The organism is Pseudomonas indica NBRC 103045, from assembly GCF_002091635.1.
Taxonomy (GTDB): domain Bacteria; phylum Pseudomonadota; class Gammaproteobacteria; order Pseudomonadales; family Pseudomonadaceae; genus Pseudomonas_M; species Pseudomonas_M indica.
On sequence record NZ_BDAC01000032.1, the window covers coordinates 1 to 26821 of the forward strand.

21 protein-coding genes and 1 riboswitch are annotated in these 26821 nt (G+C 67.3%); of the genes, 17 read left to right on the forward strand and 4 right to left on the reverse strand.

Features of this window, described 5'->3' with window-relative positions; genetic code table 11:
• The first annotated feature begins 611 nt into the window (after positions 1–611).
• Positions 612–866, forward strand: coding sequence for a hypothetical protein (locus tag PIN01S_RS24315; RefSeq protein ID WP_084339500.1), 255 nt, complete (start codon positions 612–614; stop codon positions 864–866).
• A 33-nt stretch (positions 867–899) separates the two neighbouring features.
• Here the strand turns inward: PIN01S_RS24315 and PIN01S_RS24320 are convergent, their stop codons facing one another.
• Positions 900–2816, reverse strand: a complete 1917-nt coding sequence (locus PIN01S_RS24320) for a sigma-54-dependent Fis family transcriptional regulator (protein WP_084339501.1) — start codon at positions 2814–2816, stop codon at positions 900–902.
• Between the two features lie 313 nt (positions 2817–3129).
• Here PIN01S_RS24320 and exaC point away from each other — a divergent pair, with 313 nt between their 5' ends.
• The 5 genes from exaC to PIN01S_RS24345 all read left to right on the forward strand — a co-directional run bounded on the left by exaC (position 3130) and on the right by PIN01S_RS24345 (position 9269).
• A complete protein-coding gene (gene exaC / locus PIN01S_RS24325) occupies positions 3130–4650 on the forward strand; it encodes an acetaldehyde dehydrogenase ExaC (protein WP_084339502.1) in 1521 nt (506 codons plus the stop codon).
• Positions 4651–4869: 219 nt separating this feature from the next.
• A complete protein-coding gene (eat, locus tag PIN01S_RS24330; protein WP_084339503.1) occupies positions 4870–6318 on the forward strand; it encodes an ethanolamine permease in 1449 nt (482 codons plus the stop codon).
• A gap of 55 nt (positions 6319–6373) precedes the next feature.
• Positions 6374–7768 (forward strand): ethanolamine ammonia-lyase subunit EutB, encoded by a 1395-nt coding sequence (locus PIN01S_RS24335; RefSeq protein WP_084339504.1) that lies wholly within the window; start codon positions 6374–6376, stop codon positions 7766–7768.
• A 50-nt stretch (positions 7769–7818) separates the two neighbouring features.
• Positions 7819–8643: an ethanolamine ammonia-lyase subunit EutC gene (gene eutC, locus PIN01S_RS24340; RefSeq protein WP_084339505.1), complete on the forward strand. Its 825-nt coding sequence runs from the start codon at positions 7819–7821 to the stop codon at positions 8641–8643.
• Between the two features lie 167 nt (positions 8644–8810).
• On the forward strand, positions 8811–9269 hold the full coding sequence (locus PIN01S_RS24345) for a GNAT family N-acetyltransferase (RefSeq protein ID WP_084339506.1): 459 nt from the start codon (positions 8811–8813) through the stop codon (positions 9267–9269).
• A gap of 329 nt (positions 9270–9598) precedes the next feature.
• On the opposite strand, the gene PIN01S_RS26600 is transcribed toward PIN01S_RS24345, so the two are convergent.
• Positions 9599–11185 (reverse strand): serine/threonine-protein kinase, encoded by a 1587-nt coding sequence (locus tag PIN01S_RS26600; protein ID WP_090257355.1) that lies wholly within the window; start codon positions 11183–11185, stop codon positions 9599–9601.
• A 113-nt stretch (positions 11186–11298) separates the two neighbouring features.
• Here PIN01S_RS26600 and PIN01S_RS24370 point away from each other — a divergent pair, with 113 nt between their 5' ends.
• Entirely contained in the window at positions 11299–12108 is an 810-nt protein-coding gene (locus tag PIN01S_RS24370; protein ID WP_084339511.1) for a M90 family metallopeptidase, read from the forward strand.
• A 119-nt stretch (positions 12109–12227) separates the two neighbouring features.
• A complete protein-coding gene (ppa, locus tag PIN01S_RS24375) occupies positions 12228–12755 on the forward strand; it encodes an inorganic diphosphatase (protein WP_084339512.1) in 528 nt (175 codons plus the stop codon).
• A 102-nt stretch (positions 12756–12857) separates the two neighbouring features.
• Here the strand turns inward: ppa and ycaC are convergent, their stop codons facing one another.
• Complete coding sequence (ycaC, locus tag PIN01S_RS24380; protein ID WP_084339513.1) at positions 12858–13484, reverse strand: isochorismate family cysteine hydrolase YcaC; 627 nt, start codon at positions 13482–13484, stop codon at positions 12858–12860.
• Between the two features lie 454 nt (positions 13485–13938).
• Here ycaC and PIN01S_RS24385 point away from each other — a divergent pair, with 454 nt between their 5' ends.
• Complete coding sequence (locus PIN01S_RS24385; RefSeq protein ID WP_084339514.1) at positions 13939–14964, forward strand: substrate-binding domain-containing protein; 1026 nt, start codon at positions 13939–13941, stop codon at positions 14962–14964.
• Between the two features lie 175 nt (positions 14965–15139).
• On the opposite strand, the gene PIN01S_RS24390 is transcribed toward PIN01S_RS24385, so the two are convergent.
• Positions 15140–15442 (reverse strand): hypothetical protein, encoded by a 303-nt coding sequence (locus PIN01S_RS24390; protein ID WP_090257353.1) that lies wholly within the window; start codon positions 15440–15442, stop codon positions 15140–15142.
• Between the two features lie 181 nt (positions 15443–15623).
• Between PIN01S_RS24390 and PIN01S_RS24395 the strand changes: the two genes are divergently transcribed.
• The 8 genes from PIN01S_RS24395 to PIN01S_RS24430 all read left to right on the forward strand — a co-directional run bounded on the left by PIN01S_RS24395 (position 15624) and on the right by PIN01S_RS24430 (position 26815).
• Positions 15624–16394: a sulfite exporter TauE/SafE family protein gene (locus PIN01S_RS24395; RefSeq protein ID WP_084339516.1), complete on the forward strand. Its 771-nt coding sequence runs from the start codon at positions 15624–15626 to the stop codon at positions 16392–16394.
• A 78-nt stretch (positions 16395–16472) separates the two neighbouring features.
• Positions 16473–16715, forward strand: coding sequence for an exodeoxyribonuclease VII small subunit (locus PIN01S_RS24400; protein WP_084339517.1), 243 nt, complete (start codon positions 16473–16475; stop codon positions 16713–16715).
• On the forward strand, positions 16712–17599 hold the full coding sequence (ispA, locus tag PIN01S_RS24405; RefSeq protein ID WP_084339518.1) for a (2E,6E)-farnesyl diphosphate synthase: 888 nt from the start codon (positions 16712–16714) through the stop codon (positions 17597–17599). The genes PIN01S_RS24400 and ispA overlap by 4 nt, the downstream gene beginning before the upstream one ends.
• 121 nt (positions 17600–17720) lie before the next feature.
• The gene (locus tag PIN01S_RS24410; RefSeq protein WP_084339519.1) at positions 17721–20984 is read left to right on the forward strand and encodes an acetyl-CoA carboxylase family protein; all 3264 of its coding nucleotides are present in this window, start codon (positions 17721–17723) and stop codon (positions 20982–20984) included.
• A 5-nt stretch (positions 20985–20989) separates the two neighbouring features.
• Positions 20990–21940, forward strand: a complete 951-nt coding sequence (locus PIN01S_RS24415) for an alpha/beta fold hydrolase (protein ID WP_084339520.1) — start codon at positions 20990–20992, stop codon at positions 21938–21940.
• A gap of 82 nt (positions 21941–22022) precedes the next feature.
• Positions 22023–23912, forward strand: a complete 1890-nt coding sequence (gene dxs / locus PIN01S_RS24420) for a 1-deoxy-D-xylulose-5-phosphate synthase (protein ID WP_084339521.1) — start codon at positions 22023–22025, stop codon at positions 23910–23912.
• A gap of 28 nt (positions 23913–23940) precedes the next feature.
• A riboswitch (cobalamin riboswitch) is annotated at positions 23941–24159 on the forward strand.
• A gap of 93 nt (positions 24160–24252) precedes the next feature.
• Positions 24253–26139: a TonB-dependent receptor domain-containing protein gene (locus PIN01S_RS24425; protein WP_084339522.1), complete on the forward strand. Its 1887-nt coding sequence runs from the start codon at positions 24253–24255 to the stop codon at positions 26137–26139.
• A 115-nt stretch (positions 26140–26254) separates the two neighbouring features.
• A complete protein-coding gene (locus tag PIN01S_RS24430; RefSeq protein WP_084339523.1) occupies positions 26255–26815 on the forward strand; it encodes a DUF4136 domain-containing protein in 561 nt (186 codons plus the stop codon).
• Positions 26816–26821: the final 6 nt, after the last annotated feature.

Consider the following 26821-nt stretch of genomic DNA (forward strand, 5'->3'; position numbering starts at 1 on the left):
CCGAGGGTGAAGCGGTAGGACGTGCTGATCGCCTCGTTGCCGTGGAATTCGAGCACTTGCAGGTCGTGTTCGAGGCTGTCGATGGCGAGGCTGAAGTGGGGTTGGTTGGCAGCATGGAACATGGCGTGGCTCCTCCTTGAGTGTTCCGTGGCCGCAGGATGGGCGAATCCCAAAGATTGGGGCAAGCCTGGATGTTTGGATTTGCGAGCGGTGTCAGGGGTGGTGGGTGAGGTGGAGAGAGTGAAGGGTGAGGTGCTTGCCTGGTGCTCACTGAGCGGCTAGAGTCCGCCGCGTCACGGTTGGTGCCGTGACCAGGTGTGAGAACCTGAAATCCACGAAGGCGCGGTAGCGCCATAGCTGAGCAGCCTGAGTGACAAGCACAGGCTGTCGCATTTCTATGGCGGGCCGTGTGAGGCAGGCTTCGGCCTGGCCGGCATCTTCGTGGGCCGGTTTCTCACCCTCGCACGGTCCGCCTCCAAACTCGTGAGAAGGTTTGGCGGTGGTTCCTTAATTCCACGAAGGAGTGCCACAAATGCGCTATTCCTGCTTGTTCCATGCAAGCCACCAAGCAACGGTCTTTTCCGGTTACCTCTGTGTTCTGGAGGTGCACCATGCCTGACTACCGTCCCTTACCCACCTTCGCCGCCAACGGCCGGCCCGTGCTGTTCGTCGATGCCGACCTCGCCGTAGATGAACCCTACGAAGCCGGGCAGCAACGCCTGGAGGCGGCGCGCCGGCTGGCGCTGCTGTTCATGTGTGGAGAACAGCCCGTGGAGGATGGCGATGCCTTCGCGGCGGTCTACCTGCTCTTGAGCGATGCGGCGGGTTTGCACGAGGCCGCATTCCAAAGGGCACGCCAGCGCTAGATAGTTTCGCCTCGCGTGACTCCACACGAGGCCTCACCCCCGCGTCCCGATGCCGTGCTTGCGCAGCTTGCGGTACAGGGTGTTGCGGCTGATGCCGAGTTGCTCGGCAGTGCGGGTCATGTGCCAGCGCTGGCTGTCGAGGGCGGCGATGAGGGTGGTGCGTTCCGCCTCTTCCAGCGGGCCCACGGCGGTTTCTTCCGCCTGGCTGGCGTCGAGGGCCTGGCGGATTTCCGTGGGCAGGTCGTCCAGGCGCACGCGGCCGTCTTCGCAGAGGGCCGCCAGGGTGCGCAGTACGTTGCGCAACTGGCGCACGTTGCCCGGCCAGTCGTAGGCGAGCAGTGCCTCGCGGGCGGCGCGTTCCAGGCGGATGTCCTCGCCGCGCGCTTCCTCGGCCAGCAGGTGTTCCAGCAATTCCGGTTTGTCGCTGCGCGCGCGCAGGGGCGGCAGGTCCAGCACCAGGCCATTGAGGCGGTAGTAGAGGTCTTCGCGGAAGGTGCCGGCCGCCACGCGCTCGTCCAGGGCCCGGTGGGTCGCGCTGACGATGCGCACGTCCACCGTCTGCGCCTCGCCGCCGATGGGCACCACCTGGCGCTCTTCCAGCACGCGCAGTAGGCGGGTCTGCAACGCCAGCGGCATGTCGCCGATTTCGTCGAGGAACAGGGTGCCGCCGTCGGCCTGTTGCAGCTTGCCGCGCATCCCTTCCTTGCGTGCGCCGGTGAAGGTGCCGCCGCGGTAGCCGAACAGTTCGCTCTCGATCAGGCTTTCCGGGATCGCCGCACAGTTCAGCGCGACGAAGGGTTTGCCCGCCCGCGAACTGGCCTGGTGCACCGCCTTGGCGAAGGCTTCCTTGCCGGAGCCGGTCTCGCCGTGGAGCAGCAGCGGCACGTCGCGCTCGAACACGCGCAGGGCCCGGCGGAAATCGTTGCGCAGCCGCTCATCGCCCAGGCACAGGCCCGATGCGGCGGGCTTCGCCTGCACGTCGACCGGTGCGGCCGGCGGCGGTACCGGCAGGCTGCGTGGCTGGCCGCGCAGGCTGGCGAACAGCAGGCGCCCCTGGCGCGTGCGCAACGGCCAGGACGCGGCGGGCTGCGGGCTGGCACGGCCGAGCAGGTCGTCCAGCCGGCAATCGAAGAAGGCTTCCAGCGGCTGCCCGAGCAACTGTTCGCGGGCACCGCCGAGCAGGTTCAGCGCGCTCTGGTTGGCCGCCTTGATCCGCCCTTCGCCGTCGAACGCCAGCAACCCTTCGCTGAACAGCCCCACGTAGTCGGCCTGCAGGTGGAAGCGCAGCAGCCACTCGCCCTCGAAGCGGCGCAGGAAGTAGCAGCTCTCGATCATCTTCGCCGAGAGGTTGACCAGCGCCATGGTGTGGAACTGACTCTGCCGCGACACGTCATGGCGCGCCGAGGAAACGTCCAGTACCGCGAGCAGGTCGCCGTAGGGGTCGAACACCGGGCTCGCCGAGCAGGTCAGGCCGGTGTGGCGGCTGCGGAAATGTTCGTCCTGGTGGATGGTCAGCGCCTGGCGTTCCACCAGGCAGGTGCCGATGCCGTTGGTGCCTTCGCGGGCCTCGCTCCAGTCGGCACCGAGCCAGAGGCCGGCGCGCTCGAAGGTCGGCCGCTCGGCGGCGGCGGTGACGCAATTGAGGATGACTCCGCGGGAATCGGTGAGCAGTACGGCGTGGCCGGAGCCGGAGAGCTGGCGGTACAGGCTGTTCATTTCGCCGTTGGCGATTTCCAGCACCTGTTGCAGGCGCTCGCGGCATTCCAGCATGCGGCCGTGTTCCAGCACCGCGGGCGCCATCGGCAGGGCGGGGTCGAGGTGGTATTGCTCCAGGCAACGCAGCCAGGAGCGGGCAATCGATGGATCGGCCGCCGGACCGCTGGCCTGCGCCTTGCCCTGGGCCACCGTCAGAACCTGCTGCGCATGGCGGATCAGGTGATTCGCATGCATCTCATTGTTCTCCGCTGGGGACGCGGGATTCCCGCGCCACGAATCAGCATCGCCCAGCCCCCGCGGCTTTGCAACGTCGAGCTGACCAATGAGTCATGCACCGTATCGAGGGCGGTACAAACTGTCACCTTCGCTGTCCCGCTTCCGCCACGGCATGAGCGAGCGGCCGTCATGCGAAGCGCTGCCGAACGCTCTAGCACGGTTCCTTACGCCGAATGGCCCGGCCCTTGCTCCTGGCATTGCACCCGCTCGGGGACTGTCCCCAGGTCACCGAGCGCCCTCTCCGATAAACACAAGAGCCAGGAGAATCACCATGCGTTACGCCCAACCCGGTACCCCCGGCGCCATCGTTTCCTTCAAGTCGCGCTACGGCAACTACATCGGCGGTGAGTTCGTCCCGCCGGTGAAGGGCCAGTACTTCACCAACACCTCTCCGGTGAACGGCCAGCCGATCGCCGAATTCCCCCGCTCCACCGCCGAAGACATCGACAAAGCCCTCGACGCCGCTCACGCCGCCGCCGATGCCTGGGGCCGCACCTCGGCGCAGGAGCGCTCCAACGTCCTGCTGAGGATCGCCGACCGCATCGAGCAGAACCTCGAACTGCTCGCCGTCACCGAAACCTGGGACAACGGCAAGGCGGTGCGCGAAACCCTCAACGCGGACATCCCGCTGGCCGCCGACCACTTCCGTTACTTCGCCGGCTGCATCCGTGCCCAGGAAGGCGCCGCCGCCGAGATCGACGATAAAACCGTGGCCTACCATATCCACGAGCCGCTGGGTGTGGTCGGGCAGATCATCCCGTGGAACTTCCCGCTGCTGATGGCTGCCTGGAAACTCGCCCCGGCCCTGGCTGCCGGCAACTGCGTGGTGCTCAAGCCGGCCGAGCAGACGCCGCTGGGCATCTGCGTGCTGATGGAGCTGATCGGTGACCTGCTGCCGCCAGGTGTGCTGAACGTGGTGCAAGGCTTCGGCAAGGAGGCCGGCGAGGCGCTGGCCACCAGCAAGCGCATCGCCAAGATCGCCTTCACCGGCTCGACACCGGTGGGCGCGCACATCCTGCGTTGCGCTGCCGACAACATCATTCCGAGCACCGTGGAACTGGGCGGCAAGAGCCCGAATATCTACTTCGAAGACATCATGCAGGCCGAGCCGGCCTTCATCGAAAAGGCTGCCGAGGGCCTGGTCCTGGCCTTCTTCAACCAGGGCGAGGTCTGCACCTGCCCGTCCCGCGCGCTGGTGCAGGAATCCATCTACCAGCCGTTCATGGCTGAGGTGATGAAGAAGGTCGAGCAGATCAAGCGCGGCGACCCACTCGACACCGACACCATGGTCGGCGCCCAGGCTTCGCAGCAGCAGTTCGAGAAAATCCTCTCCTACCTGGAAATCGCCCAGAGCGAAGGCGCGGAAGTGCTGACCGGCGGCGGAGTGGCCAAGCTGGAAGGCAACCTGGCGAGCGGCTACTACATCCAGCCGACCCTGCTGAAGGGTCACAACAAGATGCGTGTGTTCCAGGAGGAAATCTTCGGGCCGGTGGTGGGCGTCACCACCTTCAAGGACGAAGCCGAAGCCCTGGCCATCGCCAACGACACCGAGTACGGCCTCGGCGCCGGTGTCTGGACCCGCGACATCAACCGCGCCTACCGCATGGGCCGCGGCATCAAGGCCGGCCGTGTGTGGACCAACTGCTACCACCTGTACCCGGCCCACGCCGCGTTCGGTGGCTACAAGAAGTCCGGCGTCGGCCGCGAAACCCACAAGATGATGCTCGATCACTACCAGCAGACCAAGAACCTGCTGGTCAGCTACGACATCAATCCGCTGGGCTTCTTCTAGTCCTTCAAGGCATCTCCGACTGAAGCTGGGCCATGGAAGCCCGGCTTCAGCTTGCGGGGACGCTGCGCCCTGAAGCGGGCGCCATCCTTGCCAAGCCGCCGGACCGGACGCCCGCCGGCTTGGCACCGCCGTTGCTTTCCGATCGGTGCCAGCGCACCGAAAGCGCTTGCGTGTACCGCAGGGCATCCTGCCTGTGCGGCCATAACGAGGACATAACCCATGGCTCTTGAACAAAGCAGTGCAGCCCCCGTCGGGCAAGGCACCGATTTCGAGCAGGTCAGTGCCGATTACTTCCACCATCGCCAACTGAAGAAAGGCGCCGCCGGCTGGGTCCTGCTGGTGGGCCTCGGGGTCGCCTACGTGATTTCCGGCGACTACGCCGGCTGGAACTTCGGCCTGGCCCAGGGTGGCTGGGGCGGGTTGTTCGTCGCCACCCTGCTGATGGCCACCATGTACCTGTGCATGTGCTTCGCCCTGGCCGAACTGTCCTCGATGATCCCCACCGCCGGCGGCGGCTACGGTTTCGCCCGCAGCGCCTTCGGCCCGCTCGGCGGCTTCCTCACCGGCACGGCGATCCTCATCGAATATGCCATCGCCCCGGCGGCCATCGCGGTGTTCATCGGCGCCTACTGCGAGTCGCTGTTCGGCCTCGGCGGCTGGATGATCTACCTGGCCTTCTATGTGCTGTTCATCGGCATTCACATCTTCGGCGTCGGCGAGGCGCTGAAGCTGATGTTCATCATCACTGCCGTCGCCGCCATCGCCCTGGCGGTGTTCATCGTCGGGATGGTGCCGCATTTCTCGGTGGACAAGCTGCTCGACATCCCGGTGACCGAAGCGGCTGGCGCCAGTGCGTTCCTGCCGTTCGGCTACGTCGGTATCTGGGCGGCGATCCCCTATGCGATCTGGTTCTTCCTCGCCGTGGAAGGCGTACCGCTGGCCGCCGAAGAGACCAAGGACCCGCAGCGCGACATGCCGCGCGGGCTGATCGGCGCCATGCTGGTGCTGCTGGCCTTCGCCGGGCTGATCCTGCTGGTCGGTCCGGGCGGCGCCGGCGCCAATACCCTGGTCGCCTCCGGCAACCCGCTGGTGGAGGCATTAACCACCGCCTACGGCAAATCCACCTGGATGAGCGGCTTCGTCAACCTGGTCGGCCTGGCCGGCTTGATCGCCAGTTTCTTCTCGATCATCTACGCCTACTCGCGGCAGATTTTCGCCCTCTCCCGCGCCGGCTACCTGCCGCGCAGCCTGTCGCTGACCAACAAGAGCAAGGCGCCGGTGCTGGCGCTGGTGGTGCCCGGCATCATCGGCTTCGCCTTGTCGCTGACCGGCCAGGGCGACCTGCTGATCCTGGTGGCGGTGTTCGGCGCCACTATTTCCTACGTACTGATGATGGCCGCGCACATCGTGCTGCGCCTGCGCCGTCCGGAAATGCACCGCCCCTACCGCACGCCCGGCGGCATCCTCACCTCGGGCGTCGCCCTGGTGCTGGCGTGCGTCGCGGTGGTGGCCGGCTTCCTCGTCGATCCGCGGGTGGTGATCGGCGCGGCTATCATCTATGGCGTGCTGATCGCCTATTTCGCCTTCTACAGCCGTCACCACCTGGTGGCCGGCACGCCGGAAGAGGAATTCGCCGCCATCGAAAAGGCCGAAGCGGCGCTCAAGTGACAACTCCGCCGCGCCGGTCTTGCGACGGGACCGGCGCGGCGTCGTGGAGAACCCTATGTCCAGCTTTTCCCATTCCATCGGTGGCGAGACCTGGCGCTTCGACAGCCTGCGCGAGGTCATGGCCAAGGCCAGCCCGGCGCGCTCCGGCGACTTCCTCGCCGGGGTCGCCGCTGCCAGCGACGCCGAGCGGGTCGCGGCACAGATGACCCTGGCGGACATCCCGCTCAAGCAGTTCCTCGACGAAGCGCTGATCCCCTACGAAGACGACGAAGTCACCCGGCTGATCATCGACAGCCACGACCGTGCCGCCTTCGCCCCGGTCAGCCACCTCACGGTCGGCGGCTTCCGCGACTGGCTGCTTTCCGAGCAGGCCGACGAAGCCGCCCTGCGTGCCCTGGCGCCGGGCCTGACGCCGGAAATGGCGGCGGCGGTATCGAAGATCATGCGGGTGCAGGATCTGGTGCTGGTGGCGCAGAAAATCCGCGTGATCACCCGCTTTCGCAACACCATCGGTTTGCGCGGGCGGATGGCCACCCGCCTGCAACCGAACCACCCCACCGACGATCCGGCCGGGATCGCCGCGAGCATCCTCGACGGCCTGCTCTACGGCAACGGCGATGCGGTGATCGGCATCAACCCGGCCACCGACAGCATGGCCGGCATCGCCGAGCTGCTGAAAATGCTCGACGCCATCATCCAGCGCTACGAGATTCCCACCCAGGCCTGCGTGCTGACCCACGTCACCACCTCGATAGAGGCCATCGAGCGCGGCGTGCCGCTGGACTTGGTGTTCCAGTCCATCGCCGGCACCGAGGCGGCCAACGCCAGCTTCGGCATCAGCCTGAAGATTCTCCAGGAAGGCTACGAGGCGGGCCTCTCGCAAAAGCGCGGCACCCTCGGCGACAACCTCATGTACTTCGAGACCGGCCAGGGCAGCGCGCTGTCGGCCAACGCCCACCATGGCGTCGACCAGCAGACCTGCGAGGCCCGCGCCTACGCCGTGGCACGCGCCTACAAGCCACTGCTGGTGAATACCGTGGTCGGCTTCATCGGCCCGGAGTACCTGTACAACGGCAAGCAGATCATCCGCGCCGGCCTGGAGGATCACTTCTGCGGCAAGCTGCTCGGCGTGCCCATGGGCTGCGACATCTGCTACACCAACCATGCCGAGGCCGACCAGGACGACATGGACATGCTGCTCACCCTGCTGGGCGTGGCGGGCATCAACTTCATCATGGGCATTCCCGGCTCCGACGACGTGATGCTCAACTACCAGACCACCTCCTTCCACGACGCCCTCTACGCCCGCCAGACCCTGGGCTTGAAGCCGGCGCCGGAATTCGAGGCCTGGCTGGAACGGATGGGCATCCTCATCCAGCGCGACGGCCGCGTGTGCCTCGGCGAGCAACTGCCGTCGGCGTTCCGCCAAGCGCTGGCGCAGTTGGGCTGACGGCACCGCGGGCGAATGACTTCGCCCCTACATGAGAAGCGAGACGCGAGATGAAAGACCGCACCCCCGCCACCGAGAATCCCTGGCAGCAACTGCGCAACCTGACCCCGGCGCGGATTGCCCTCGGCCGTGCCGGCACCAGCCTGCCGACCGGCGCGCAACTGGATTTCCAGTTCGCCCACGCCCAGGCGCGCGACGCCGTGCACCTGCCCTTCGAGCCGGAAACCCTCGCCGGGCAACTGGCCGCCCGTGGCCGGGAAACCCTGCTGCTGCATAGCGCGGCCGGCGACCGCGACCAGTACCTGCAACGTCCCGACCTCGGTCGCCGCCTGGACGACGCCTCGGCACGGTTGCTGGATGAACACGCCGCCACCCATCCCGAGGGCTACGACCTGGCCATCGTCGTCGCCGATGGGCTCTCGGCCCTGGCCATCCACCGGCACGCCGCACCCTTCCTGCAACGCCTGGATGAGCAGATGGCCGGCGACGGCTGGTCGCTGGCGCCCATCGTCCTCGTCCGCCAGGGCCGGGTGGCGGTGGCCGACGAGATCGGCGAACGGCTCAAGGCGAAGATGACGGTGATCCTGATCGGCGAGCGCCCCGGTCTCAGCTCGCCGGACAGCCTCGGCCTGTACTTCACCTACGGCCCGCGGGTCGGACTGACCGATGCCTGGCGCAACTGCATTTCCAACGTGCGCCTGGAAGGGCTCAGCTACGGCATGGCGGCGCACCGGCTGCTTTACCTGATGCGCGAGGCCTGCCGGCGACAGCTCTCCGGGGTCAACCTGAAGGATGAAGCGGAAATGCACAGCCTGGAAGGCGAAGGCGGCGCACCGACACGCGGCAATTTCCTCCTCCCCAGCCTCGATACCTGAACGGAAAAGCCGCCGGACATGCGGACGGCGGCTCATTCCGGGCGCTCAATCCGTAATCAAACGCTTGCTTGGATTGCGCTTTCCACAACCTTTGATGCAGCATCGAACGCAATGGCAAAGCAGTTGCGTTGCTTGGCCAGCCCACATCATGACGTCGAGGACTCCCCATGCGCATCGTCCAAGCCACCCTCGAGCACCTGGACCAGTTGACCCCGCTGTTCGTCAAATACCGCGAGTTCTATGGCGAGTTGCCTTACCCCGACTCGTCGCGCAAATTCCTCGAAACCCGCCTGCGCCGCAAGGAATCGGTGATCTACCTGGCCATGCCGGACGACGAGGACAAAATCCTCGGCTTCTGCCAGCTCTACCCGAGCTATTCGTCCCTGTCGCTCAAGCGCGTATGGATTCTCAACGACATCTACGTCACCGAAGAGGCCCGCCGCCAACTGGTGGCCGACCGCCTGCTGCAAACGGCGAAGAAAATGGCCAAGGAGACCAACGCGGTACGCATGCGCGTCTCCACCAACGCCGACAACGAAGTGGCGCAGAAGGTCTACGAATCCATCGGATTCAAGGAAGACAAGCAGTTCAAGAACTACGTGCTGCCGATCAACAACGACGAATGACCGGCCACCGTGGGCTCTTGATAGGAGCCCGCTCCGCTGGCGAAGCGCGGGTTAGTCGCCCCCGGCCCCGTCGGCCGAATGAATTCGGCCCTACAGATGCAGGCCCGACCCTCTGTAGGGCACCTCTAAAAACGTAGGCGAGGCAGTCAGCACAAGGCCTCGGCGGCCCCACAAAAACAAGCGAAAAAGCGCAGTTTACGAGCTGTAAATGAGCATTTTGATGGGGGCGCCTAGCCTGGGCTCGCATTCGAGCTTGTTTTTAACGCAGTGATGACAACGCAGGTAGTTTTTAGAGGTGCCCTGTAGGGGCGAATTCATTCGCCCATGGATCACCCCAGGCTCAGCCAAAGCCCGAACGCCAGTTGAAGCCCTAACACCGCCAACAAAGCCAACCGCCAACGCCGCGACCATCGACGGGGACGCATGGCAGCGGTCGGCTTGGGCCGCTCCAAGGCCAACTGGAACTCCGACAACGCCTCGAAGCGAACCCGTGCCTGCGGCGCCAGGGCACGCGCCAACACGCCATCCCACCCCGGCGGCAGGCGCCGGTTGAAGCGCGCCAGGGGCACGTACTGACCGTTCAGGCTCTGCTCCGGCCGTGCCACTTCCGGCCATTGACCGCTGAGCAGCCAATAGGCCAGAGCCGCCAGGGCGAACTGATCGGCGCGGCCATCCGCTCGCCGGCCGTTGCGCAGCTCCGGCGCCAACGGCACGGCATCGGGCGGGATCGGCTGGCGTCCGACACCCGGCAGGATCGCCGCATGTTCCGGCAGCAACAGCACACGCCCCTGCGCATTCATCAGGATTTGCCGCGGGCTCAGCCACAGCCCCTGCATGCCGCGTCGCTGCAACACCCGCACCGCCTCGATCAACTGGAGCAGCACGGCATGCACCTTTTCCGGCTCCAGCGGGCCACCCGCCGCCATCCAGTCGGCCAGGCTGCGCATGCCCGGTTCCGCCAGGGCGAACAACTGGAACGCATGGCGCCGCGGCTCATGGGACGACAGCACCCGCGGCAGGCTCGGCACCGAGCTGCGCCGCAACACCCACTCGCGCTGCCAGAACGCCTCGTCGGCCTCTGTTTCGGCCAGCCACAGCAGCGCCTCACGACCACTGCCGTCGCGGGCACGAAAGACCCGACGGGGCGGGCCGTAGGGACAGGCTTCGAGTAGTTGCCAGCCGTCCAGCCAGTCGCCACTCCGCCCCTCGGCCGGGGCCGGCCAGTGCTCGACCGGAGCGGGTGGCGGACGGTTGTCCGCCGCGCCCGGGAGCAACAGCACCGCCGCGCCGGGTGCCATCAGGAAAGGTTCGAGCAGCGTGCACAACTGCCCACTGCGCAGTTCCCGGCAGTTGCGTTGGAAATCCTGCAGATCGGTCACTTCGAGCAACGGCTGCGGCGCCAGCAACAGGGCCTCGCCTCGGTTCAGCGCCAGGTTGTGCTGCACCAGCGCCAGCTCGGCCTGGGCGCCCAATGGCACGCCTTCGCGCCCGGCCAAGGTCTGCAAGGCGCCGCCCTGGTAGCGCAGCAAGCCAATGGCGCCAGCCTGGAGAAACTGTGCCTCGCCGGCCTGGACCAGCAACAGCCCGGCGCTCAGGTCGGCAACGCCCTCGCCCTCGCGAGCGCTGCGGAATAGCTGCAGATTGAACGCCGCCAGCACCTGACGAGCGGCCTGGGATTCGCTCCAGCTTTCCGGGGTGCAACTGAAGTCGGCGAACAGCGCATCCAGGTGATCGTCCAGCACCTGCACCACATCGGGGCAATTGCGGGCCCAGAGCAGCGCGACCAGCAGCAGGGGCGAGCGTCCCTGGCGTCCGGCCATCCAGGTGGCCCGGGCCCGCGCCGCCTGGGTCGGAAGATCCAGTCCATGGCCCTGGGCCAGGCTGACGGCGGGATGTTCGATGAGTTGCAGCAGCATCGCGGCCCTCCTCGACAAGGTGATTCGCCTCCGGTCTTGCAGCCTTTGTGCCGCTTGCCGGCCTCTGGCGCGCCGCTTAAGGTGGCAGGCGTCGCGTTTCCGAGGTCATTTCCATGTGGTCGTTCCGTGCCTGGCGCCGCCAGCGCATCCTTGCCAAGCATCCCGTCGACCCGCAGCTCTGGGCCCGGGTCCGGCAGCGGCTACCGCTGCTGGACGGACTCAGCGCGGCGGAAGACCAGCGGCTGCGTGAACGCAGTGTGCTCTTCCTTCATGGCAAGCATCTGACCGCCCTCCCCGGCGTCGAACTCGGCACCGAGGAACGCCTGTTGCTGGCCGCCCAGGCCGAGCTGCCGCTGCTTCACCTGCCCGACCTCGACTGGTACCAGGGCTTCCATGAGCTGGTGCTCTACCCGGACGATTTCGTCAGCCCGCAGCGCCACCGCGACGCCGCCGGCGTGGAGCACGAATGGGACGACGAGCGCAGCGGCGAAGCCTGGTCCCAGGGCCCGGTGATCCTGGCTTGGCCCGGCGTCCAGGCCAGCGGCGGCTGGGAGGGCTACAACCTGGTGATCCACGAACTGGCGCATAAGCTGGACATGCTCAACGGCGACGCCAACGGCCTGCCGCCGCTGCACCGCGACATGCGCATCGGCGACTGGGCCGCCGCCATGCAGGCCGCCTACGACGACCTCAACGCCCAGCTCGACCGCGATCCGGACGCGGAAACCGCCATCGATCCCTACGCCGCGGAAGACCCGGCGGAGTTCTTCGCCGTCACCAGCGAATACTTTTTCAGCGCCCCCGACCTGCTGGACCAGGCCTACCCGGCGGTCTATGCCCAGCTCAAGGCCTTCTACCGCCAGGACCCGCTGGCCCGCCTGCGCCAGTTGCAGGCCGAGCACCCGGACTATCGAGAGAGCTGAACGCAGGGAACCAAAGACACCGAAACCAAGACCAATGGCGTACGCCTTTGTCGTGGAAACGGCCAGGGAATGTGCCTATAATCGCGGCCACTTTTTTGGCCCATCCAGGGAGTCGCCCCATGAGCTACAGCAAGATCCCGGCCGGCAAAGACCTGCCGAACGACATCTACGTCGCTATCGAGATCCCGGCCAACCATGCGCCGATCAAGTACGAGATCGACAAGGACACCGACTGCCTGTTCGTCGACCGCTTCATGGCGACCCCGATGTTCTATCCGGCCAACTACGGCTACATCCCCAACACCCTGGCCGACGACGGCGACCCGCTGGACGTCCTGGTCGTGACTCCCTACCCGGTGGCGCCGGGCTCCGTGATCCGCGCCCGTCCGGTCGGCGTGCTGCACATGACCGACGAAGCCGGCGGCGATGCCAAGCTGGTTGCCGTCCCGCACGACAAGCTGAGCCAACTGTACGTGGACATCAAGGAATACACCGACCTGCCCGCCCTGCTCCTGGAGCAGATCAAGCACTTCTTCGAGAACTACAAAGACCTCGAAAAAGGCAAGTGGGTGAAAGTCGAGCGCTGGGGCAACGCCGAAGAAGCCCGCGCAGAAATCATGAAGGCAGTTGCGGCTTATCAAAAATAAGCCAAAGCTACCCCCTAAAAGCCGGCCACAAGCCGGCTTTTTTATTGCCTGGGGAAAACGCCCGGCAGCCACGCTCCGAGGCACGGCCACCGAGGCAGGCGGTCACTTGGCCGACGTCAGCGTGCTGTAGCTGCTGATGAGATTGCGGTAATCCGGGATGTGGTTGGAGAACAACGCCGCCAGGCCCTCGATGTCGTTGCGCCAATCGCGGTGCAGCTCGCAGGCCACGCCGAACCAGGTCATCAGTTGGGCGCCGGCCGCCTCCATGCGGCGCCAGGCGGCGTCACGGGTGATTTCGTTGAAGGTACCGGAAGCGTCCGTGACCACGAACACCTCATAGCCCTCCTCCAGCGCGGACAGGGCCGGGAACGCAACGCACACTTCGGTGACCACGCCGGCGATGATCAGCTGCTTCTTGCCCGTGGCCTTGACCGCGTTGACGAAGTCCTCGTTGTCCCAGGCGTTGATGTTGCCAGGGCGGGCGATGTAGGGCGCCTCGGGGAACTGCTCCTTCAGCTCCGGCACCAGCGGGCCATTGGGACCGGTCTCGAAACTGGTGGTGAGGATGGTCGGCAGCTTGAAATACTTGGCCAGGTCGCCCAACGCCAGCACGTTGTTCTTGAACTTGTCAGGCTCGATGTCCCGCACCAGCGAGAGCAGCCCCGCCTGGTGATCGACCAGCAAGACGGCAGCATCGTTCTTGTCGAGGCGCTTGTATTGGAAGGACATGGTGATCTCCTTGTTTCGATTGAGGCCATGCGGAACATGGCCGAAGGAGTCAGGGCACTGAGGCGCTCGGCTCTCATGGACAGGTCCTGGCGACCGGAACAAGCTGCCCTGAGCAGGATTTATCGAGATCGCTCCTGGGAGTCCTGTCGTCGCAGCCGGCGGCCCGGACAATTGCCCATGGTCTCCGACTTGGCAGGACTCATCATCCGCCCCACGAATCCGGCGTGGGATTAATCAGAGTAGTCAGCATCCCGCTCCGCTGACTGACCGTCAGTCGTTCCCCCGGCCGAATCGCAGCTGCGCGATGCGTCTTCAGGCTTACGCCCCGCTGGAATGGACCTCCCAAAGTCTCAGCGCAATGATTGCCACCTGCCACTATGCTTAACAGCGAAAAGCCACTGCCCCTCCGACGAGTACCAGCCGTGGCATCGACTCCCGGTGAGAGAGGGCTGCCATGAAACTCGGCGCCGTACGTCATGTGCTGTTCGCCTGCCTGCTCGGCATGGTGGTGGCGGTAGGTCATAGCCAGTGGTCGGGCCCGGACAAAGGGCCCGCGGCGGTATCGGACAAGCGGGTGATATTCCTCGCCTCCGACTTCCGCAACGGCGGTGTGGTGGGCGTGTACCGGAGCTTCGAGCGCGCGGCCAAGCTGCTCGGTTGGCAGGTGCGGGCGCTGGACGGGCGGGGCGATGCCGACGAGCTGCGGCGTATCGCCGACCAGGCCCTGCGAGAGGCGCCGGACGGCGTGGTGCTGGGGGGTTTTGGACTGGCTGCACTGGGTACGCCACCCAAACTCCTCCAGCAGCGCGACATTCCCGTGGTGGGCTGGCACGCCGGCGACCATCCGGGACCGAACGAATGGCTGTTCAGCAATGTCACCACCGATCCGCTGGTGGTCGCGGACATGGCCGCCGAATTGGTGATCGGCGATGGCCCGGTCGGTGTGGTGATCTTCACCGACAGCCACTTCGCCATCGCCACCGCCAAGTCCCAGCGCATGGCCGAACGTGTGGCCGCCTGCCCGAACTGCCGGGTGCTGAGTGTCGAGGACCTGGCCATTTCCCGGGCATCGACGGACGTGGAAAAACGGGTCGAGCAGCTCCAGCAGCGCTTCGGCGCGGCCTGGACTCACACCCTGGCGATCAACGACGTGTATTTCGACCATATGCACCTGCCCCTGGCCCGGCTCGGGCGCAAGGACATCCGCCTCATCTCGGCCGGCGACGGCTCCTCCAAAGCGCTGGGGCGGATCTACTCCGGACTGTCGCAACAGATCGCCACCATCGCCGAACCCCTCGGCGCCCATGGCTGGCAACTGGTGGACGAGCTCAACCGCGCCTTCGCCGGCGAACCGCCCAGCGGCTTCGTCGCCCAACCGCTGCTGATCACCACCGAGGTCCTGCGCCAGAGCGAAACCATCACCATCGAGCTGGATAGCAGCTACGAGGACGCCTACCTGCGCCTCTGGCGGCCTAAGTGAGCCCCATGGTTTTCCCGGATTGCGCTGCGCTTACCCGGGCTACGACCGAACCGTAGGGGCGGGTTCATTCGTCCGGCGAGGGTGGGTTTGGGCGAATGAATTCGCCCCTACGAAGACGAGAAAAACGCTCCACAAAACGCACGATGCCCAGGGTTCTCGCCCTGGGCATCGCAACTCACTCGTCTTCTTCACCCGGCGGTGGGCCGGGTGGCGGGCCTTCGCGATCACCGCCGCCGGGGCCGCCCGGTGGATGATCCGGCGCAGCCGCCAACTTGCCGTCGAAATCGCGGCAGACACCCTTCATCGCCCGCTTGCCGTCCCGGCCGGTGAACGACACGGCAGCGCCTTCGGTTTTCCCGGCGCAGGCCGCGAAAGCCTCGGGCGGCGGCATGCGTGGCTTGCCGTCGTCCGGTGGCGGCTGTCGCTCGTCGGCCGCCTGCCCGCAGGCGGCCAATGTTGCCAGGACCACACCGCCCATAATCCCCTTCCATCCCGTCCGCATAACTACCCCTCTCGCTGAAACCGATGGCGATCAAAGCACAGCGCGGCCTTTCGCGGCGGGCGTTTACCCAGAATTTACCGGTTGCTACAAAGTGGATACAGGTTCGCCCGCGACTTCGTACAACTGATAAGCTGCACCTTTTTTGTGCGAGCCATCCATGAGCCTGATCGATCTCCTGCTGCTGGTCCTCGCCGGCTTCGCCGCCGGCGGCATGAATGCCCTGGCTGGTGGCGGTACGTTCTTTTCCTTTCCCGCTCTCCTCGCCACCGGCCTGCCGCCGGTCACCGCCAACGCCACCAACGCCGTCGCCCTCTGGCCGGCCAGCCTCGCCGGGGCCTGGGCCGCGCGCGGCTCGTTGCGGCCGCTGGGGCGTTACCTGCTGCCGCTGCTGATCGCCGGCCTGCTCGGCGGGTTGGGTGGCGGACTGCTGCTGCTTGCCGGCGGCGATTCGGTGTTCCGCGTATTGATCCCCTGGCTGCTGCTCGCCGCCACCGCCCTGTTCGCCGCCAGCCCCTGGCTCAGCCGCTGGCTCGCGGCGCGGCGCCAGGAAGCCGAGCGTCCGCCGCACACGCCGCTGTCCATCGGTGCCCACGTCGGCGTATCCATCTACGGCGGGTATTTCGGCGCCGGCATGGGCATCCTCCAGCTCGCCGCCTTTTCCATCGAAGGCCATCCGCTGGCCCGCGCCAACGCGCTGAAGAACCTCATTTCGGCAGTGATCTACAGCATCGCCACCGTAACCTTCGTAGTGGCCGGACGGGTGAGCTGGAGCGAGCTGGCGATCCTGCTGGTCGGCGCCACCCTCGGCGGTTACGTCGGCGGCGCCCTCGGCGAACGGCTGCCGCCGCGTCTGCTGCGCGCCTTCGTGATCCTGGTCGGCAGCGCCATGACGCTCTACTACTTCTACGCCACCTATTTCGCCGGCTGAGCGGGCGCCCGTCGATTTGCCCGTCCGGCGCGGCTCTGCTAGTGTCGCGCCCGTTCCAGACCCGCCGAGACCGCCGCCATGGCCCGCAAGAAAGCCGCCCTCGATTTCGAACAGTCACTCGCCGACCTGCAAGCCCTGGTCGAGCGCCTGGAGAGTGGCGAGCTGTCGCTGGAAGACTCGCTGACCGCCTTCGAGCAGGGCATCCGCCTGACCCGCGACTGCCAGGCCGCGCTGAGCCAGGCCGAGCAGAAGGTGCAGATTCTCCTCGAGCGCGACGGCGAGCTGGAGGAAGCGCCTTTCGAGACGGATTCCGACGCATGATCGAGACCTACCAGGCGCGCTGCCAGGCGCGTGTCGATGCCGCCCTGGCCAATCTGTTCCAGCCCTCCCACCCGGAGCTGGAGCGCCTCTACCAAGCCATGCGCTACAGCGTGATCAACGGCGGCAAGCGGGTCCGTCCGCTGCTGGTCTACGCCGCCTGCGAAGCCCTCGACGGCGATGTCGGCCGGGCCGACGGCGCGGCCTGCGCGGTGGAGCTGATCCACGCCTACTCGCTGGTCCATGACGACCTGCCGGCCATGGACGATGACGACCTGCGCCGTGGCCAGCCCACCACCCACAAGGCGTTCGACGAAGCCTGCGCCATCCTCGCCGGCGATGGCTTGCAGACCTTGGCCTTCGAAGTGCTCGCAGACCCGCGCGGCAACCCGCGCGAAATCGAACTGCGCCTGGCGATGATCACCGCCCTGGCGCGCGCTGCCGGCCCGGCCGGAATGGTCGGCGGCCAGGCCATCGACCTCGGCTCGGTAGGCCGCAAGCTGGACCGCCAGGCCTTGGAAACCATGCACCGGCACAAGACCGGCGCGCTGATCGAAGCCAGCGTGCAGCTCGGCGCCCTGGCCAGCGGCCAGGCCGACGACATCGCGCTGAAAGCCCTGCACCAGTACGCCCAGGCTATCGGCCTGGCATTCCAGGTGCAGGACGACATCCTCGACGTGGAAAGCGACACCGCCACCCTGGGCAAGACCCAGGGCAAGGACCAGGCCAACGACAAACCCACCTACCCCGCCCTGCTCGGCCTCGACGCGGCCAAGGCCTATGCCCAAGACCTGCGCGACCAGGCCCTGCACGCCCTGCGTGCCTTCGGCGATGCCGCCGAGCCGCTGCGCGAACTGGCGCGTTTCATCGTCGAACGGCGCAACTGATCCGCCCTACCCTTGCTGACCGCTGAATACCCGCGTATTCGGCGGGTTGGGCTTGGTTTCCGATCCCTCGATGGCCTCCTAAGCTGGACTCTCTAACAAAAAGAGACGCCGGAGCCGTCGCATGCCCTTTGCCGCCCTGTTGATCGCCAACCGTGGCGAGATCGCCATCCGTATCGCCCGCGCCGCCGCCGAGCTGGGCATCCGCAGCGTGGCAGTGCACGCCGAAGACGACGCCGGCTCGCTGCACACCCGCAAGGCCGATCTCAGCGTGCCGCTCGCCGGACGCGGCGCGGCAGCGTATCTGGACATGCGCCAACTGATCGACATCGCCCTGGCCCAGGGCTGCGACGCCCTGCATCCCGGCTACGGCTTCCTCAGCGAAAACGCGACCTTCGCCCGCCTCTGCGCCGAGGCCGGCATCCGCTTCATCGGCCCGGCGCCGGAGGTGCTGGAAGTCTTCGGCGACAAGGCCAGGGCCCGTGAGCTGGCCGAGCGCTGCGGCGTGCCGCTGGCGGCCGGCAGCAACCGGGCGACCCGCCTGGAGGACGCCCGCGCCTTTCTCGCCGACGGGCCGATCATGCTCAAGGCCCTGGCCGGTGGGGGCGGGCGCGGCATGCGCGCAGTCCGCGAGGCGAGCGAGCTGGAGGAGGCCTACGCCCGCTGCCAGTCCGAAGCACGCACGGCCTTCGGCAATGGCGACCTCTACGTCGAGCGGCTGATCGAAAATGCCCCGCACATCGAGGTGCAAGTGATCGGCGACGGCCACCGTGTCACCCACCTATGGGAACGCGATTGCAGCCTGCAACGGCGCCACCAGAAGCTCATCGAACTCGCCCCCAGTCCGGGCCTCGACGCCGCGCTGCGCCAACGCATCCTCGACGCCGCCCTGACCCTGGCGGAGGCCACCCACTACCAGGGCATCGGCACCTTCGAGTTCCTGGTGGACGCGGCGCGCGGCGACTTCGTGTTCATGGAGGCCAACCCGCGTATCCAGGTCGAACACACCGTGACCGAGGCCATCACCGGCGTCGATCTGCTGCACGCCCAGCTGCGCCTCGCCGCGTGCGCCCGTCTCGACGAACTGGGCCTGGCGCAGCCGCCGGCGACCCGTGGCAGCGCGATTCAACTGCGGATCAACCTGGAAAGCATGCAGGCGGACGGCAGCGCCCGCTCCAGCGGTGGCACTCTCGCCGCCTATGAGCCGCCGAGCGGGCCGGGCATCCGCGTCGATGGCTACGGCTACGCCGGCTACACCACGTCCCCGAGCTACGACTCGCTGCTGGCCAAGCTGATCGTCCACGGCGACGACCATGCCTCCGCCCTGCGCCGCACCTACCGCGCCCTCTGCGAGTTCCGTCTGGAAGGCGTGGCGAGCAATATCCATTTCCTGCAAAACCTGCTGCGCCGTCCCGAGCTGGCGGACAACCGGGTCGACACCCGCTTCATCGAGCGCCACATCGCCGAACTGCTGGCACCCCAGGCGCAGGCCCACCCGCACCTGTATGTCCCCGTCGAGGCCGCTACGGAAACCCGCCCGCACCAGGCCGATGCCCCACCCGGCTGCCTGCCGCTGGCGGCACCGAGCCAGGGCGTGCTGGTAAGCCTGGACGTACAGGTCGGCGACGCCGTCGCCGTGGGCCAGACGGTGGCGGTGCTGGAAGCCATGAAGATGGAATTCGTGGTCAAGGCCCGCCAGAGCGGCATCGTCCGGGCGCTGGCCGCCGAACCCGGCGCCAGCCTGTTCGAGGGCACCGCGTTGCTGTTTCTCGAACCGGCGGACGTGGACGGCCCGGCGCTGGCCAGCGAAGAGCAGCTCGACCTCGACCACATCCGCGCCGACCTCGCCGAGGTCCTCGAACGCCACGCCCTGACCCGCGATGAGCGCCGCCGGGAAGCCGTGGCGAAACGGCGCCGCACTGGGCAGCGCACCGCCCGCGAAAACCTCGCCGACCTGCTCGACGCGGGCAGCTTCAACGAATATGGCGCCCTCGCCCTGGCCGCCCAGCGCCGGCGCCGCTCGGCGGAAGAACTGCTGCAGCTCAGCCCGGCCGACGGCCTGGTGGCCGGCATCGGCACGGTCAACGCCGAACGCTTCGGCGCCGAGGCGGCACGCTGCATGGCGCTGGCCTACGACTACACGGTGTTCGCCGGCACCCAGGGGGTGATGAACCACAAGAAGACCGACCGCCTGCTGCAACTCGCCGAGCAATGGCGACTGCCGCTGGTGCTGTTCGCCGAGGGTGGCGGCGGGCGGCCGGGCGACACCGATTTCGTCGGCGTCGCCGGCCTCGACTGCCACACCTTCGTCGGCATGGCCCGGCTGTCGGGGTTGGTGCCGCTGGTGGGAATCGTTTCCGGCCGCTGCTTCGCCGGCAACGCCGCGCTGCTCGGCTGCTGCGACGTGATCATCGCGGCGAAGGATGCCAGCCTCGGTATGGCCGGCCCGGCGATGATCGAGGGCGGCGGCCTCGGCCGCTTCGCCCCGGAAGAGGTCGGCCCGGTCAGCGTGCAGGCGCCGAACGGGGTGATCGACGTGCTGGTCGAGGACGAGGCCGACGCGGTGCGGGTGGCGCGGCAATACCTGTCCTATTTCCAGGGCCCGCTCGACGACTGGCAGTGCGCCGACCAGCGCCTGCTGCGCCAATCGATCCCGGAAAACCGCCTGCGTGTCTACGACATCCGCCAGCTCATCGAAACCCTCGCCGACAGCGGCTCGGTGCTGGAGCTGCGCCGGCAGTTCGCGCCGGGCATGATCACCGCCCTCGTCCGCATCGAAGGGCGGCCGTTCGGCTTGCTGGCCAACAACCCCGCCCACCTGGGCGGTGCCATCGACTCGGCTGCCGGCGACAAGGCCGCACGCTTCATGCAGCTCTGCGATGCCTTCGACCTCCCGTTGCTGTCGCTCTGCGACACCCCCGGCTTCATGGTCGGCCCGGAGGCGGAGAAACAGGGCACGCTGCGCCACGTCTCGCGCATGTTCGTCGCCGCCGCCAGCCTGACGGTGCCGTTCTTCACCGTGGTGCTGCGCAAGGGCTACGGGCTCGGCGCCCAGGCCATGGCCGCCGGCAGCTTCCATTCGTCGCTGTTCACCCTCGCCTGGCCCACCGGCGAATTCGGCGCCATGGGCCTGGAAGGCGCGGTGCGCCTGGGCTTCGCCAAGGAGCTGGCGGCCCAGCCGGACGAGACGGCCCGCCAGGCGCTGTTCGACAAGCTGGTGGCCAAGGCCTACGACAAAGGCAAGGGCCTCAACATGGCCAGCTACCTGGAAATCGACGGCGTGATCGACCCGGCGGAAACCCGCGCCTGGCTGATACGCGGCCTCAATTCCGTGCCCCAACCGCCACGCTGGGACGGCAAGAAACGCCCCTTCATCGACACCTGGTGAACCCCATGCGCGACTACGAACACCAACGGCTCGACGTCAACGGCATCCAGCTCAGCCTCTACTCGGCCGGCCCGGCGAACGGCCGCCCGGTCTGGCTGCTGCACGGCTTCCCCGAGTGCTGGTACGCCTGGCACCCGCAGATCGACGCGCTGGCCGCCGCCGGCTACCGGGTACACGCCCCGGAGATGCGCGGCTACGGCCAGAGCAGCGCGCCACGGGAGATCGGCGCCTACGCCCTGCTGACCCTGTGCGATGATATCCTCGGCGCCATGGACACCCTGGGCGAACGCACGGTTTGCGTGGTCGGCCACGACTGGGGCGCGGTGGTCGCCTGGCACCTGGCGCTGCGGGCGCCGGAGCGGGTCCAGGCCCTCGGCGCCTTCTCGGTGCCCTACGGCGGACGGCCGAAACGCCCGGCCACCGAGATCATCCGCGAAGCCAGCGCAGGACGCTTCAACTACATCCTGCACTTCCAGGAACCGGGCGTGGCCGAAGCCGAACTGGATGCCGACATCGAACGCAGCCTGCGCCTGCTGCTCGGCGAACTCGACCGGCCCCTGCTGCACGACCGCCCGGCCGGCCACGGCCTGTTCGACGGCCTCCCCGCACACCCGCCGCTACCGGCCTGGTGCGACGCCGACACCTTCGACGCCTACCGGCAGAGCCTGGCGCGCGGCTTCCACGGCCCACTCAACTGGTACCGCAACTTCGAACGCAACCGGGAGGAAACCGCCCCCTTCGCCGGCCAGTTGGTGACACCGCCGACGCTGTTCCTGGTCGGCGACAACGACCCGGTGGCCCGCCTGGAAGCCCACACCCTCAAACGCATGGCCGACGTCGTACCGCGCCTGGAACAACACCGCCTGCCGAACTGCGGCCACTGGCTGCAAGGCGAACAGCCGCAGCGGGTGAACGCGCTATTGCTGGACTTTCTCGCGCGCCACTACCCTGCCTGACCGCTCGGTGACGGGACGTTTGGGCTGTGATGTATGCATCGGGTAAACTGCCGCATCTTTTACGCCTATAACGATCCGCCTGATGCCCAAGACGTTCCACGAGATCCCCCGCGAGCGCCCCGAAACGCCGCTGCTCGACCGTGCCGACACCCCGCAGCAGCTGCGTCTGCTGGGCGAGGCGGAGCTCGAGGTGCTCGCCGACGAGCTGCGCCAGTACCTGCTGTACACGGTCGGGCAGACCGGCGGGCATTTCGGCGCCGGCCTCGGCGTGATCGAACTGACCATCGCCCTGCACTACGTCTTCGACACACCCGACGACCGGCTGGTCTGGGACGTCGGCCACCAGGCGTATCCGCACAAGATCCTCACCGGCCGCCGCGAACGCATGAGCACCCTGCGCCAGAAGGACGGCATCGCCGCCTTCCCGCGCCGCTCGGAAAGCGAGTACGACACCTTCGGCGTCGGCCACTCCAGCACCTCCATCAGCGCCGCCCTGGGCATGGCCATCGCCGCCCGCCTGCAAGGCAGCAAGCGCAAGAGCGTGGCGGTGATCGGCGACGGCGCGCTGACCGCTGGCATGGCCTTCGAGGCGCTGAACCACGCCTCGGACGTGAAGGCCGACATGCTGGTGGTGCTCAACGACAACGACATGTCCATTTCGCGCAACGTCGGCGGGCTGTCCAACTACCTGGCGAAGATCCTCTCCAGCCGCACCTACGCCAGCATGCGCGAAGGCAGCAAGAAGGTCCTCTCGCGCCTGCCCGGCGCCTGGGAAATCGCCCGCAAGACCGAAGAACACGCCAAGGGCATGCTGGTCCCCGGCACGCTGTTCGAAGAGCTGGGCTGGAACTACATCGGCCCCATCGACGGCCATGACCTGCCGACCCTGCTCGCCACCCTGCGCAACATGCGCGACCTGGAAGGCCCGCAGTTCCTCCACGTGATCACCAAGAAGGGCAAGGGCTTCGCCCCGGCCGAAGTCGACCCCATCGGCTACCACGCGATCACCAAGCTGGAGCCCCTGGGCGCGGCGCCGAAACAGGCCGGCGGGCCGAAGTACTCCAACGTGTTCGGCCAGTGGCTGTGCGACATGGCCGCCGCCGACACCCGCCTGATGGGCATCACCCCGGCGATGAAGGAAGGCTCGGACCTCGTCGCCTTCAGCGAGCGCTTCCCGGAGCGCTACTTCGACGTCGCCATCGCCGAGCAGCACGCCGTCACCCTGGCGGCCGGCATGGCCTGCGAAGGCGCCAAGCCGGTGGTGGCGATCTACTCCACCTTCCTCCAGCGCGCCTACGACCAGTTGGTCCATGACGTCGCGGTGCAGAACCTCGACGTGCTGTTCGCCATCGACCGCGCCGGCCTGGTGGGCGAAGACGGCCCAACCCACGCCGGCAGCTTCGACCTCTCCTACCTGCGCTGCATCCCCGGCATGCTGGTGATGACCCCCAGCGACGAGAACGAGATGCGCCGCCTGCTCACCACCGGCTACCTGTTCGAAGGCCCGGCCGCCGTGCGCTACCCGCGCGGCAGCGGGCCGAACGCCGCCATCGAGCCCGGCCTGGAGCCGCTGGAAATCGGCAAGGGCGTCGTCCGCCGCCAGGGCCAGGGCGTGGCCTTCCTGGTGTTCGGCGTGCAACTCGCCGATGCGCTCAAAGTGGCCGAAGGGCTGGACGCGACCGTCGCCGACATGCGCTTCGTCAAGCCGCTGGACGAGGCCTTGGTACGCCAGTTGGCAGACAGCCACGAGTTGCTGGTGACCGTCGAGGAAAACGCCGTGATGGGCGGCGCCGGCAGTGCGGTGAATGAATTCCTGGCCCGCGAGGGTCTGCGCGTCCCGGTGCTCAACCTGGGCCTGCCCGACTACTACGTCGAGCACGCCAAGCCGGCCCAGATGCTCGCCGAGTGCGGCCTCGACGCCGTCGGCATCGAAGCTGCGGTGCGCGCGCGCCTGGCCAGATCGAACGATTGATTGTGCGTTACCCGCCACCATCCAGGCGGCGGGCGTGATTGACCGAGGTCGCCCTAGGCCGCAAAGGCCAAAGGCGTGAAAAGGGAAGCAGGTGAGCCATCCGGCGATGCCTGCGCTGCCCCCGCAACGGTAACCGGCCGCGATCCCCAGGATCGCTGCGCTCCCGATCGCCACTGAGCACGCCGCTCGGGAAGGTGGGAGCGTAGGCGCCGGCAGCCCGGAGACCTGCCTCGATCGACTGCGAACGATGTTGCGGAGGGCAGCATCGTCAAGCGTCGGCGCCCTGCGTCCGCCCTTGCCTGCCCTCCTCGAAAGTCTTTCCCACTTTTGAGGTTGATCCATGAAACTGTCCCGACTCACCCTGGCCGTTGCGCTGCTGCCTGTCACCGGCTTCGCTGCCGAACCCGAAACCTACGACGACGCCCTCAAGCTCCCCGCCCTGGTGGTCACCTCCGGCCGTCAGGTGGAGCCGCAGCGCCAGGCCACCGCCGCCACCACCGTGTTCACCCGCAAGGACATCGAGCGCCTGCAGGTGCGCAGCGTGCCGGAACTGCTGGGGCGGGTGCCGGGCTCGTCGCTGGTGCAGAGCGGCGGACGCGGTAGCCAGACCGGCCTGTTCCTGCGCGGCACCTCACCCGCGCAAACCCTGGTACTGGTGGACGGACAGCGGATCGGCAGCGCCTCCAGCGGTACGCCGAGCCTGGAATTCCTCGCCATCGACCAGATCGAGCGGGTCGAAGTCACCCGCGGCCCCCGCTCGTCGCTCTATGGCTCCGATGCCATCGGCGGCGTGGTGCAGATCTTCACGCGCCGGGGCGAACCCGGCTTGCAGCCCCGCCTGCGGATCGCGGCCGGCAGCCACAACACCTTCGAGCGCAGCCTCGGGCTTTCCGGTGGCGACGCCGCCACCACCTTCAACCTCGGCGCCAGCATGGATGACACCCGCGGCATCGACCGGACCCGCGACAACCTCGGCGGCGACGCCGACCGCGATGCCTTCCGCAACCGCGCCCTGAGCTTCAGCCTCAGCCACCAGCTCAACGACAGCCTGGAAGCGGGCCTGACTGTGCTCGACCAGCGCGGCCAGGCCGAATACGACGACGCCAACGCCTTCGCCTCTGGCCAGCCCAGCGACGACTTCCTGCTGAGCAGCGCGTCCGGCTATCTCCAGGCACGGTTCAACGACGTCTGGACCAGCAAGCTGTCCCTCGGCCACAGCGAAGACAAGCGCGACACCAGTGACCCGACCAACCCCTTCGGCAACTTCACCTTCAACACCTACCGCGACTCCGCCACTTGGCAGAACACCCTGCAGCTCACCGAGCAGCACCAACTGCTGGCCGGCCTCGACTGGTACGAAGACAAACTGCACAGCACCACGGCCTTCAACGAGACCGAGCGCTGGAACCAGGCGGCCTTCATCCAGCACCGTTACCAGGACGAGTGGTTCGGCACCGAACTGGGCCTGCGGCACGACAAGAACGAGCAGTTCGGCAGCGAGAACAGTTGGAACGCCGCCCTGCGCGTACCGGTCGGCACACTGGACGAGGTGATGCTGTCCTATGGAGAAGGCTTCCGCGCGCCGACCTTCAACGACCTGTATTTCCCCGACTTCTGCTCGTCGTTCGGCTGCTTCGCCAGCGCCAACCCCAACCTGAAACCGGAGCGCTCCAAGACCTACGAACTGCAATGGCGCCATCAGCTCGCCAACGACGGCAGCTTCGACGTCTCGCTGTACCGGACCGACATCCGCGACATGATCACCCTGGATGAAAACTTCATCCCGCAGAACGTCGCCACCGCCCGCATCAACGGCCTCGAAGCGAGCTGGAACCAGACGCTGTTCGGCTGGCACACCCGCCTCAGCGCCGGCCTCATCGACCCGCGCGACCGCGACAGCGGGCACACGCTGCAACGCCGCGCCAAACGCACCTTCAGCCTCTACCTGGACCGCGAGTTCGGCGACTTCTCGGCCGGGCTCGGCTGGCAGTTGGTCAGCCAGCGCTTCGATGACGCCGCCAACACCATCGAAGTACCGGGCTACGGCGTCCTGGGCGTCCGCGCCGGCTGGCAGATGACCCCGGAACTGCGCTGGGAAGCCAAGGTGGACAACCTCCTGGACCGCGATTACTTCAGCACCACCTACGGCCGGATGGACGGCCGCTACGGCTACCGCGAAGAAGGCCGCACCGGCTTGCTGTCGCTCACCTGGACGCCCACGCTCTAACACACCGGGGCGCCGGTGTTCTGAACGAAACACCGGTACCCCGCTTCTCCACTTTCCCCTTGCCCGCTCCAGCGCCTTGCGCTTGGATAGGGAAAGACGTCACCGGAGAAGCACCATGTTTTCCCGCTTGCTGTTACTGCCCCTCATCCTGCTCCTGGCCGCCTGCCAGACCACCCGGCTGGAGCGGGACTTCGACCCCAACCGCGACTTCGCCGCCTACCGCAGTTGGAGCTGGCAGGAACCCGCACTGCAATACCGCCCCGACGACCCGCGCCTGAAGAGCGATCTCACCGAACAACGCATCCGCGAGGCAGTCTCCGAGCAACTCGACCAGCGCGGCCTGCGCCCGGCACAGGCCGGCAGGGCGGGGGACGTGAAGGTGCAGGTCTGGCTGATCGTCGACAAGCGCCGCGACGAAGTCACCACCCACTACGGCGGCTTCTGGGGCGGGCCGTGGAACGGCTACTGGGGCGGACCGGGCTACAGCGAGACGCGTACCCTCGACTACCAGGTCGGCACCCTGCAGATCGACCTCTACGACGGCAAGGACGGCAAGCTGGTCTGGCGCGGCAGCGGCGAGCAGATCATGCGCAGCGCCCAGCCGAACCCGAACGAGCGCGCCGCCGCCATCCGCGAAACGGTGGCGAAAGTCCTCTCCCAATACCCGCCGCACTGAGGCCGC

Coding starts and splice junctions, on each gene's coding strand:
- eat (WP_084339503.1), top strand. CDS start 4,870: ATGGCTCTTGAACAAAGCAGTGCAGCCCCCGTCGGGCAAGGCACCGAT.
- ispA (WP_084339518.1), top strand. CDS start 16,712: ATGATCGAGACCTACCAGGCGCGCTGCCAGGCGCGTGTCGATGCCGCC.
- PIN01S_RS24315 (WP_084339500.1), top strand. CDS start 612: ATGCCTGACTACCGTCCCTTACCCACCTTCGCCGCCAACGGCCGGCCC.
- dxs (WP_084339521.1), top strand. CDS start 22,023: ATGCCCAAGACGTTCCACGAGATCCCCCGCGAGCGCCCCGAAACGCCG.
- PIN01S_RS24415 (WP_084339520.1), top strand. CDS start 20,990: ATGCGCGACTACGAACACCAACGGCTCGACGTCAACGGCATCCAGCTC.
- exaC (WP_084339502.1), top strand. CDS start 3,130: ATGCGTTACGCCCAACCCGGTACCCCCGGCGCCATCGTTTCCTTCAAG.
- ycaC (WP_084339513.1), bottom strand. CDS start 13,484: ATGTCCTTCCAATACAAGCGCCTCGACAAGAACGATGCTGCCGTCTTG.
- PIN01S_RS24335 (WP_084339504.1), top strand. CDS start 6,374: ATGTCCAGCTTTTCCCATTCCATCGGTGGCGAGACCTGGCGCTTCGAC.
- PIN01S_RS24425 (WP_084339522.1), top strand. CDS start 24,253: ATGAAACTGTCCCGACTCACCCTGGCCGTTGCGCTGCTGCCTGTCACC.
- PIN01S_RS24385 (WP_084339514.1), top strand. CDS start 13,939: ATGAAACTCGGCGCCGTACGTCATGTGCTGTTCGCCTGCCTGCTCGGC.
- PIN01S_RS24320 (WP_084339501.1), bottom strand. CDS start 2,816: ATGCATGCGAATCACCTGATCCGCCATGCGCAGCAGGTTCTGACGGTG.
- PIN01S_RS24370 (WP_084339511.1), top strand. CDS start 11,299: ATGTGGTCGTTCCGTGCCTGGCGCCGCCAGCGCATCCTTGCCAAGCAT.
- eutC (WP_084339505.1), top strand. CDS start 7,819: ATGAAAGACCGCACCCCCGCCACCGAGAATCCCTGGCAGCAACTGCGC.
- PIN01S_RS24410 (WP_084339519.1), top strand. CDS start 17,721: ATGCCCTTTGCCGCCCTGTTGATCGCCAACCGTGGCGAGATCGCCATC.
- ppa (WP_084339512.1), top strand. CDS start 12,228: ATGAGCTACAGCAAGATCCCGGCCGGCAAAGACCTGCCGAACGACATC.
- PIN01S_RS26600 (WP_090257355.1), bottom strand. CDS start 11,185: ATGCTGCTGCAACTCATCGAACATCCCGCCGTCAGCCTGGCCCAGGGC.
- PIN01S_RS24430 (WP_084339523.1), top strand. CDS start 26,255: ATGTTTTCCCGCTTGCTGTTACTGCCCCTCATCCTGCTCCTGGCCGCC.
- PIN01S_RS24390 (WP_090257353.1), bottom strand. CDS start 15,442: ATGGGCGGTGTGGTCCTGGCAACATTGGCCGCCTGCGGGCAGGCGGCC.
- PIN01S_RS24395 (WP_084339516.1), top strand. CDS start 15,624: ATGAGCCTGATCGATCTCCTGCTGCTGGTCCTCGCCGGCTTCGCCGCC.
- PIN01S_RS24345 (WP_084339506.1), top strand. CDS start 8,811: ATGCGCATCGTCCAAGCCACCCTCGAGCACCTGGACCAGTTGACCCCG.
- PIN01S_RS24400 (WP_084339517.1), top strand. CDS start 16,473: ATGGCCCGCAAGAAAGCCGCCCTCGATTTCGAACAGTCACTCGCCGAC.